We start from the raw sequence: 3126 nt of genomic DNA on the forward strand, positions 1-3126 counted from the left end.
CATGGCACGTCGATCTTCGTCGCGATCTCCTTTGCGGCATCGAGATTCGGCCATCGGCCGGTCCGTTGGCTGACCCGGCATGAGGCTGCGTTGCGTCCGTGGCTGCGGGCGAACCGCATCCGGCGACGAGCGCCATGCTCAGCGCGACGAGCAAGCAGTGAAGTGATCTCCGCGCAGTCCAAGAGCTTCGTGCTTCCCGTTCTGTTCACGATGACGCCGTGGCCACCGGCTTCGAGCTTCGTGACGGTGTCATCGATCCACGGACGGGTTGGGGGCGGCGGCGTCACCACTGAGGCTCAGTGCCACCAGGGGTGTAACCCAAAACATGAGAACGCTTTTCATGGCTCGTCTCCTATCGAGTGCCGCTGCGACCGAGATGTTCGGGCAGAGCTGTCATGCGAAAGTGACCGCGCAGGCCCGCGAGTCGCCGGAGCCGATAGGAAAGGCATAGCTTTGAAAGGATTCTCCTAACTTTCACACCATGGCGAGGACATCGACACCTGTTAGCGCTTCAAATTCGTAGTCACAGGGGATTTGTTCCACCGCCCATCGATCGAACCCCAGATCGCAGGGCCCGACGGAACCGCTCGCGCCTAGGATCCCGCGAATGTGAGCTTTCGGGGACTCGGGATTGTCTCCACAACACCAATGGGGAGCCGCACGCGGAACACGGTTTTGCCCGGTTGAGACGACACGCGCACCTCGCCATCGTGCGCTTGAATGATGGAGTTGACAATCGCCAAGCCGAGCCCCGTACTGCCGGCCTGCCGCGAACGCGAGGTGTCGCCGCGGACGAACCGTTCGAACAGGTGGGGGAGTAGATCGGGTGCAATGCCAGGGCCGTCGTCGATGACGGTGATCTCAACTTGTGGCTGCCGCCCGCCGGCACCGAGTACTCGGACGCGTGCGGTGATCCGGGTGCCCGGTGGAGTGTGGAAGCGAGCGTTGGACAGCAGATTCGCCAGGGCCTGGTGGATCTTCGCGTCATCACCGACGCACCACACAGGTTCGTCGGGAATTTCCGCCTTCCACAGGTGGCCGCGGCCGACGACCGCAGCATCGTTGACTGCGTCGCGTGTGCTCTCGGCAAGATCGAATTGATTGCGCTGAAGGTCGTCGCGCTCGTCAAGGCGCGCCAGCAGCAGCAGCTCGGAGACCAGTGCGTTCATCCGCTTGGATTCCGATTCGATTCTCGCCAGTGCGTACTCGGTGTTTTCGGGGAGGACTGCGGTGTCTTGACGGGTCAGCTCCGCGTATCCGAGGATCGCCGTGAGCGGTGTCCGCAACTCGTGGCTCGCGTCGATGATGAACTGTCGCATGCGGCGGTCAGAGGCTGCAACCGCGGCGAAGGCGCTCTCAACGTGCTCGAGGAGGGTGTTTAGAGTGTGCCCGACCAGCCCGACTTCGGTGCTGGGATCCGTCGCCGCGTCGGGCACGCGAGCCGCGATCGTGTGATGATCACGATCCAGCGGTTGCTCGGCGACCTCGGACGCCACCTCGGCGACGCGCCCAAGCGGTCGCAACGCATACCGAACCAAAGCATATGTGCCGATACCCGTGACGAGCAGCGTGAGGAGTGTCAGTGATGCGACTACCACGTTCTGCTGAACCAGAGCGCGCTCGGCGTCGGGGTTCGACACACCGGCGACCAGGATCTCGCCGGGCCCCGCTGACCTGTAATCCATTCGATAATCCCCGAGACCGGGGACCTCCACCTCTTGCGGGCTCGTGCCGGTCCAGGGATGTCCGGCGATGGCGTCGATCGCGGCGCCCGGCGCCTGCTGGGCGACACCGTCGCCGAAGAGCGCGGAGTCGACAACGACACCGTCCCGGAGTAACACGATCACGTTTCCCGGCGCTTGACCAAGGAGATTGACGAGTGGCTTCATCTCGGTGGGCCCTGGCACGTTGCCGGTCTGGTTCGGATAGGACCGATATCTCAACACGGACGCGGCGAAACCGTCTGCAGCACTGTCGACTTGACTATCGATGATGCCGGTGATCGCCCTGCAGAGCACTGTCGTCGATACGACTCCGACCGCGATGACGATCGGCATCACTACCAGTGACACGCCGACGACGAGTTGCCGTCGGAGGCTCCAGCCGCTCCAGCGGCGCAGGACGCCTCTCATTGTGCCGGCCTGATGAGGTATCCGATGCCGCGTACAGTCTGGATCAGCGGAGCACGACCCGCATCGACCTTCTTGCGAAGATAGGACACGTACAGTTCGACGACGGTCGACCGGGGGGCGAATTGGATGCCCCACACTCGCTGCAGCAGTTCGTCACGCGGGATCGCACGGTGGGGATTCCGCATCATGTAGCGGAGTAGATCGAACTCGGTCGAGGTGAGCGGTATCGGCTCGCCATCGCGGAACGCCTCGCGCGTTGCCGCCCGCAATTCGAGCTCTCCCACGACTAGTACCTCGTCGCTCTCGGGAGTTAGGTAGGCGGACCGGCGCAGAAGTCCGCGCAATCGGGCCACGAGCTCCTCGAGACTGAACGGCTTGGTCAGGTAGTCATCCCCGCCCGCGGTGAGTCCGGCGACGCGGTCGTGTACTGAGTCGCGCGCCGTCAGGAACAGCACCGGGGTGTAGCGCGCAGATTCGGGCGCGCGAACTTGTTCCAACACGCTGAAACCGTCACCTCCTGGCATCATGATGTCGAGTACCAGCACGTCCGGCCCGAGCCCATGGTACTTCGCTACTGCATCGCTGGCGTCGTGTGCCGTGGAGATCTGCCAGCCCTCATAGGCCAGGGCTCGGCCGACGAGACCGGTCAGTGCCCGCTCGTCGTCGACGAGAAGCACTCGGATGGGCGAACCGTCGGGTCGGTACATCCGCGGCTGTTGTCCGAGTACCGGCTGGCGGGTCACGGGCCGCGCGCGGTTATCGGTCATCGCAGCCCCCTTGTCAGCGCGGTCGTCACGGTTCCACTTTCCTCGATGCGACAACTGCCGGCGACCGATTGATAGCAATTTCATAAGCATGTGGCGCCGTCGTGTCGAGCCCTTCGGCTGGCGGAGTGTGGTCACCCCTCAATCGGCTAAGGCTGTGACGACCTGAGTTTCAGTCGCAATTGACCGAACTTAGCAGTTGGATTGCCCCCCAAGCGATCCCCGTCAGT

The 3126-nt window shown here is 63.5% G+C and carries 3 protein-coding genes; all 3 read right to left on the reverse strand.

From position 1 onward, the window contains the following. Nucleotides 1–287 (reverse strand): hypothetical protein (locus ABW137_RS22545; RefSeq protein ID WP_526403672.1); only part of this gene is annotated, 287 nt, incomplete at its 3' end. A gap of 306 nt (nt 288–593) precedes the next feature. Next, nucleotides 594–2132, reverse strand: a complete 1539-nt coding sequence (locus tag ABW137_RS22550) for a sensor histidine kinase (RefSeq protein ID WP_526403673.1) — start codon at nt 2130–2132, stop codon at nt 594–596. Beyond that, nucleotides 2129–2899, reverse strand: a complete 771-nt coding sequence (locus ABW137_RS22555; protein ID WP_526403674.1) for a response regulator transcription factor — start codon at nt 2897–2899, stop codon at nt 2129–2131. The genes ABW137_RS22550 and ABW137_RS22555 overlap by 4 nt, the downstream gene beginning before the upstream one ends. Between the last annotated feature and the right edge of the window lie 227 nt (nt 2900–3126).

The organism is Mycobacterium sp., assembly GCF_040509115.1.
In the GTDB taxonomy this organism is placed as follows: Bacteria; Actinomycetota; Actinomycetes; order Mycobacteriales; family Mycobacteriaceae; genus Mycobacterium.